We start from the raw sequence: 6,298 nt of genomic DNA, 5'->3' as shown, positions 1-6,298 counted from the left end.
GCGTGTTGTGGTGTTTTTTTAACCTGTCCCTGGGTCTCCGGTGTTTTGCCCCCCCCCCGGGGGGGGGGGGGGGGGGGGGGGGGGGGGGGGGGGGCCCACGCCAGAAAACAACGTTGGCTTTGTATCTCCCCCCACCCCTAACCCCTCCCCGCTAGGGGGAGGGGGAAAGCGCTGCGATTCCGTATGATCGGATTTGCCGTGCTTCTTACCGGACACGTTGCTGGCATGGCTTCGCCATGACCGGTTCCCACTTTCCGGAAGCACTGTAAGCACAAGGCCGGATGAAAGTAGAGGTTGTCGCTCGTCCGGAGAGATGGCCGGCGGATTGCTACAGCCTCAATCACCCAATCGGGCGGCGCCGATGATGGGGCCGGAGTCGGGTTCCTGAATGAGCACGATCAGGTCTTCACTCTCCGGGCGCATGATCGCGGCGCGCGCCAAGCGTATCGTGGCGGGACGGCCATTCCACAAGCCGACGGGTGTCAGCTCGCGCACGACGTTGTAGTAGGTCAGCGTCTTGCCCTTGTTCTCGCCGCCCTTGATCGTCACGTTCACCGACTTCTGCACCACCGCCAGCCAGATCGTCGATTCCTTGGGTTCGGCATCGCGCGGGGCTGAGCCGGTCTCGATGATGATCGCGTTGCCGTAGTGCCAGAAGTGCAGCGGCACGCGGCTGCTGGCGAGCGCCGTGCCGGTGGCGCTGATGGCGCGCTCGATCTCCGACGGGCTGGACCCCAGAACTTCCGCCGCGCCGTTGACGATGGCCTGCGGCGTGTAGACGGTGCCGGTGCCGAGGCGTTGGGCGTATTGGCGCTGGCGTTCAGCGTTGCGCGGCGCGGCGAGCGTGTCGCTCCAGCCGAGATAGTCCCAGTAGTCGACGGGAAGCGTCAGCCCGACGATGTTTTCCTTGTCGAGATAGTCCTTCAGAAGTGCATCCGCCGCCGGACAGTCGGCGCATCCCTGGCTCGTGAACAGCTCGATGACGGCGCGGGGAGGATCCGGCCGGAGCGACGACTGGGGGGACGCCCCGGAGGGCATTGTGTTGTCTTGAGCGGCGGCGCTGAACGCCACAATGGCAAGCCCCGCCGCCACGGCGAGCGTGCGGCTGAGGACGGCGATGGCATTCCACGCGTGTGCTTGCTGCATGATCCCGCCGAAGGAAGCTTCGGAGCGAGTCATAGGATCAGCCCGCCGCGCGGTCCAGTCCAGAGGCGCCCCTCCGGTTAAGCGGCGAGGTTGCGGAGCACATACTGGAGGATGCCCCCGTTGCGGTAGTATTCGAGTTCATCGAGGGTATCGATACGGCAGATCAACGGCACGGTCAGGCTGCTGCCGTCCGCTTTTTCGATCTCGGCCTCCACGATCTGGCGCGGCCGCAAGTCGGCGAGGCCCCGGAGCGTGATCTTTTCGCTGCCGTCGAGCCCCAGCGCCTCCCATCCCGAGCCCGCCTGGAAGACGAACGGAATGATGCCCATGCCGACCAGGTTGGAGCGGTGGATGCGCTCGAACGACTGGGCGACGACCGCCTTTACGCCGAGCAGGTTCGTGCCCTTGGCCGCCCAGTCGCGCGACGAGCCGTTGCCGTATTCGATGCCGGCGAAAACGACGAGGGGAACACCCTCCGACGCATAGCGCTGCGCGGCGTCATAGATGGCCAGGCGCTCGCCGGTCGGCTGGTGGATCGTGTAGCCGCCCTCGACGACGTTGCCGGAGGCGTCGCGCACCATGTGGTTCTTGATGCGGATGTTGGCGAACGTGCCGCGCATCATCACTTCGTGGTTGCCGCGGCGCGTGCCGTACTGGTTGAAGTCGGCCGGCTGGACGCCCTCGTCGAGCAGGTACTTGCCGGCGGGAGACGCCGCCTTGATGGAGCCCGCGGGCGAGATGTGGTCGGTCGTGATCTTGTCGCCAAAGAGCGCGAGCACGCGCGCGCCCTCTATGTCCTTAAGAGGCACCGCCGTTTTCGTGATGCCCTGGAAGTAGGGCGGGTTCTGGACGTAAGTGGACTTGTCGTCCCAGCCGTAGGTGAGGCCGGTGCTGGTGCGGATGGTCGCCCACATGTCGTCGCCACGGAACACGTCGGCGTACCGCGCCTTGAAGAGATCGCGCGTGATGTTCTCGGCGATGAACTGCTGCACCTCCTTGTTCGAGGGCCAGATGTCTTTCAGATAAACCGGATTGCCATCGCTGCCGGTGGCGAGCGGCTCGGTCGAGAGATCGCGGACCACGGTGCCGGCGAGCGCGTAGGCGACGACGAGCGGCGGCGAGGCCAGATAGTTCGCCTGCACGTCCGGGCTGACGCGACCTTCGAAGTTGCGATTGCCCGACAGAACGGCCGCCGCGACGAGGCTATTGTCGTTGATCGATTTCGAGATCTCGGCCGGAAGCGGGCCGGAGTTTCCGATGCAGGTGGTGCAGCCGAAGCCGACGAGGTTGAAGCCGACCTTGTCGAGGTGCTTCTGCAGGCCCGCCTTTTCGAGATAGGCCGCCACGACCTGGCTGCCCGGCGCGAGCGAGGTCTTGACCCACGGCTTGGCCTTGAGGCCCTTCGCGGCGGCGTTGCGTGCCAGCAATCCAGCCGCGATCAGCACCGACGGGTTCGACGTGTTGGTGCAGCTCGTGATGGCGGCGATGACGACGTCGCCGTGGCCGAGCTTGTAGCCGTGGCCATCGACGGGGACGCGTTTGCCCTGCTCGTTCGGCTTCTTGTATTCGGTTTCGAGCGCGGCCAAGAACCCCGCCTTGACGTCCGGAAGCGAGATGCGGCCTTCGGGGCGCTTCGGGCCGGCGACGGACGGCACGACGGTCGCGAGATCGAGTTCGAGCGTATCGGTGAACACAGGATCGCCCGCTTCCTTGGTGCGGAACAGGCCCTGCGCCTTGGAATAGGCCTCGACGAGGGCGATGCGGGCCGCCTCGCGGCCGGAGATCGTGAGGTAGTTGAGCGTCTCGCCATCGACCGGGAAGAAGCCGCAGGTGGCGCCGTACTCGGGCGCCATGTTGGCAATCGTGGCGCGGTCGGCAAGCGTCAGATGGTCGAGGCCGGGGCCGTAGAATTCGACGAACTTGTTGACCACGCCCTTCTTGCGCAGCATCTGCGTGACGGTGAGCACGAGGTCGGTCGCGGTGACGCCCTCCTTCAATGCGCCGGTGAGCTTGAAGCCGATCACTTCGGGAATGAGCATCGACTGCGGCTGGCCGAGCATGGCCGCCTCGGCCTCGATGCCGCCTACGCCCCAACCGAGGACCGCGAGCCCATTGACCATCGTGGTGTGGCTGTCCGTGCCGACCAGCGTATCCGGATAGGCGAGGGTGTCGCCCTCCGGTGTGACCGCCGTCCACACCGTTTGCGCCAAATATTCGAGGTTCACCTGGTGGCAAATTCCCGTGCCCGGCGGCACGACGCGGAAGTTCGCGAACGCATCCTGGCCCCACTTCAGGAACACATAGCGCTCGCCGTTGCGCTCGTATTCGAGCTCGACGTTCTTGGCGAAGGCATCGGCGTTGCCGAACGCATCGACGATGACCGAATGGTCGATGACGAGATCGACCGGCACGAGCGGGTTGATCTTCTTGGCGTCGCCGCCGAGCGTCAGCATGCCGTCGCGCATCGCCGCCAGATCGACAACCGCGGGCACGCCGGTGAAGTCCTGCATCAGCACGCGGGCGGGACGGAAGCCGATTTCCTTTTCGGCCTTGCCCGTGTTCGTCAGCCACTCCGACATGGCGACGATGTCGGCCTTGGTCACCGAGCGGCCGTCCTCGTGGCGCAACAGGTTCTCCAGCAGCACCTTCATGGAGTAGGGCAGCTTCGAGATTCCGGTGAGACCGTTCTTCTCCGCCTCGGGGAGGGAGTAGTAGACGTACGCTTGGCCGTCGACAGAGAGCGTTTTGCGGCACTTGAAGCTATCGAGGGATGCCGGCGCAGTCGTCACAGTCGTCGGAGCGCTCACGTTTGTTCTCCATGAGTCAGATTGAATTTGAAAGACTACGGACGTGGGACCATGCCATCCGGCATGCCGCGACGCAGAAGACTACTCTCGCTCATTTTTTGCAGTAGCGAATTCGGAAGCAAGCAAATTATATAGGCGACTAAAGTTCAGAACGGCGCAGCACTGCTCGTTGGTTTTGCACTTTTCTTTTCTGTCGCAGGCGCAGCTACGCGCCGTTGCACGCGGTCCAGTCCTTGCTTCTCCATGCCGACAATCTGACCGTCGAACGCGGGACACGACCCGTGATTTCGGCACTGTCCTTCACGGCCAAGGCCGGGGAAGCGCTGTTGTTGGTCGGTCCGAACGGCGCCGGAAAGACCACGCTTATCCGCACCATCGCCGGTTTCATTCGTCCATCGAGCGGACACGTTGCGCTCAAAGGCGACTCCGAGGATCGGGATGTCGCACAGAGCTGCCATTACGTCGGGCATCTGACCGGCGTGAAGGCGAACCTGACCGTGACACAGAACCTCGCGTTCTGGGGCGCCTATCTTGCCGACGGTGCGGGCGGTCGCGACGGCCTCGCGGACAGGGTCGACGACGCGCTCGAACAGTTCGGCCTGTCGCGGCTCGCGGATTTTCCGGCGGGCCTGCTGTCGGCCGGGCAGAAGCGGCGACTGGGACTGGCCCGGCTCTGCGTCGCGGCGCGGCCGATCTGGCTGCTCGACGAGCCGACCGTTTCACTGGATACGGCGTCGACCGAACTTCTGGCGCGCCTGATCCAAGCTCACACCGCAGGCGGAGGGATCGTCATCGCCGCCACGCATCTGCCGCTCGGCCTCGAACAGCCAAGGTACCTTCGGCTCGGCGCGAGCCCGGAGGCGCCGGCATGAGCGGCTTTCTTGCTCTTCTCAAACGCGATCTCACGCTTGCCGCGCGCGAAGGGGCGGCGCTCGGCACGGCGCTCGGCTTCTATCTCGTCGTCGTCGCCATGCTGCCGCTGGGACTCGGGCCCGATCTCAAGCTGCTCTCGCGCATCGCCCCCGGCGTGCTCTGGATTGCGCTGCTGCTGGCGGCGCTGCTGTCGCTGCCGCGCATGCTCGAAGCCGACCACGAGGACGGGTCGCTGGAAGTCATGGCCACCGCGCCCCTCCCGCTCGAACTCGCGATCGGGGCGAAGGCGCTGGCGCACTGGATCACGACTGGAATCCCATTGGCGCTGATGGCGCCCGTGCTCGGGCTCATGCTCAACCTCGATATCGGGCTGACGCCGATGCTCGTCGCGACCATGCTGGCCGGAACGCCGGCGATCAGCTTCCTCGGCAGCATCGGCGCGGCATTAACGCTGAGGTCGCGGCGCGGCGGGCTGCTGCTCGCCCTCCTGGTGCTGCCGCTTTATATCCCGACCCTGATTTTCGGCATTTCCGCCATCGGGTTCGCCAGCCTCGGGCAGGATGGCGCCGGCGCGTCCCTGCTGATCCTGACGGCCATCTCGCTCGCCTCGATCGCGGCCGGGCCGTTCGCGTCGGCGGCCGCCCTCCGCCTTCAAATGTCCTAACGACGGCGTTAGGGGCGAATTGCAGGACAGACCGCGAACCGTTACATGGGGCCCATGCAAACACTCACTCAACGCCTCGCCAACCCCACCCGCTTCATGGAGATCTCGCGCGCGATCCTGCCGTGGATCGCCGGGGGCGCGGTGCTGTTCATCGCCTATGCGATGTATCTCGTGTTCTTCGTCGCGCCGCCGGACTACCAGCAGGGCGAGACCGTGAAGATCATGTACATCCACGTGCCGTCGGCATGGCTGGCGATGATGGGCTATTCGATCGTCGCGCTGTCGAGCTTCGGCCTGCTCGTGTTCCGCCATCCGCTGGCCGACGTTTCGGCCAAGGCCGCGGCGCCGATCGGCGCTGCGTTCACGCTCGCCGCACTGATCACGGGCTCGCTCTGGGGCAAACCGATGTGGGGCACCTACTGGGTGTGGGATGCGCGGCTGACGTCGGTGCTGATCCTGTTCTTCCTCTACCTCGGCCTGATTGCGCTGCGCTCGTCACTCGAGGACGAGGCGCTGGCCGGGAAGCTGACGGCGGTTCTCGCCCTTGTGGGCGTCGCCATCCTGCCGATCATCAAATTCTCCGTCGACTGGTGGAACACGCTGCACCAGCCCTCGACCGGTTTCACCTCGACGGTGGACGCGAGCATGCGGACGCCGCTGCTGCTGTCGGCCGTCGGGTTCACGCTGCTCTTCATCGCCCTGCATCTCAAGAGCATGCAGACGGAGATCCTGCGGCGTCGCGTCAAGACGATGCGGCTTGCCGAAGTTGAGCGTGGCGACCGGCTGTTTTCGGCGCAGGCGGAGTAGA

General features: G+C 65.3%; 5 protein-coding genes. 3 read left to right on the top strand and 2 right to left on the bottom strand.

The genetic code is table 11. The features are described 5' to 3' along the window. Window positions 1-336: 336 nt before the first annotated feature. Window positions 337-1,146: a DUF1223 domain-containing protein gene (locus tag ACTIFK_RS18720; RefSeq protein ID WP_439544529.1), complete on the bottom strand. Its 810-nt coding sequence runs from the start codon at window positions 1,144-1,146 to the stop codon at window positions 337-339. A 77-nt stretch (window positions 1,147-1,223) separates the two neighbouring features. Further along, on the bottom strand, window positions 1,224-3,953 hold the full coding sequence (gene acnA / locus ACTIFK_RS18715) for an aconitate hydratase AcnA (protein WP_439544528.1): 2,730 nt from the start codon (window positions 3,951-3,953) through the stop codon (window positions 1,224-1,226). A 215-nt stretch (window positions 3,954-4,168) separates the two neighbouring features. Here acnA and ccmA point away from each other — a divergent pair, with 215 nt between their 5' ends. The 3 genes from ccmA to ACTIFK_RS18700 are packed head-to-tail and all read left to right on the top strand — an operon-like array spanning window position 4,169 to window position 6,297. Continuing rightward, window positions 4,169-4,825 (top strand): heme ABC exporter ATP-binding protein CcmA, encoded by a 657-nt coding sequence (ccmA, locus tag ACTIFK_RS18710; RefSeq protein WP_439544527.1) that lies wholly within the window; start codon window positions 4,169-4,171, stop codon window positions 4,823-4,825. After that, window positions 4,822-5,490, top strand: a complete 669-nt coding sequence (gene ccmB, locus ACTIFK_RS18705) for a heme exporter protein CcmB (RefSeq protein WP_439544526.1) — start codon at window positions 4,822-4,824, stop codon at window positions 5,488-5,490. The genes ccmA and ccmB overlap by 4 nt, the downstream gene beginning before the upstream one ends. A 54-nt stretch (window positions 5,491-5,544) precedes the next feature. Beyond that, window positions 5,545-6,297: a heme ABC transporter permease gene (locus ACTIFK_RS18700; RefSeq protein WP_439544525.1), complete on the top strand. Its 753-nt coding sequence runs from the start codon at window positions 5,545-5,547 to the stop codon at window positions 6,295-6,297. Window position 6,298 lies beyond the last annotated feature (1 nt).

The organism is Hyphomicrobium sp., assembly GCF_051860585.1.
In the GTDB taxonomy this organism is placed as follows: domain Bacteria; phylum Pseudomonadota; class Alphaproteobacteria; order Rhizobiales; family Hyphomicrobiaceae; genus Hyphomicrobium_C.
Note: the sequence above shows the minus strand (reverse complement) of the source record. Positions and strands in the feature narration are given on the sequence as shown.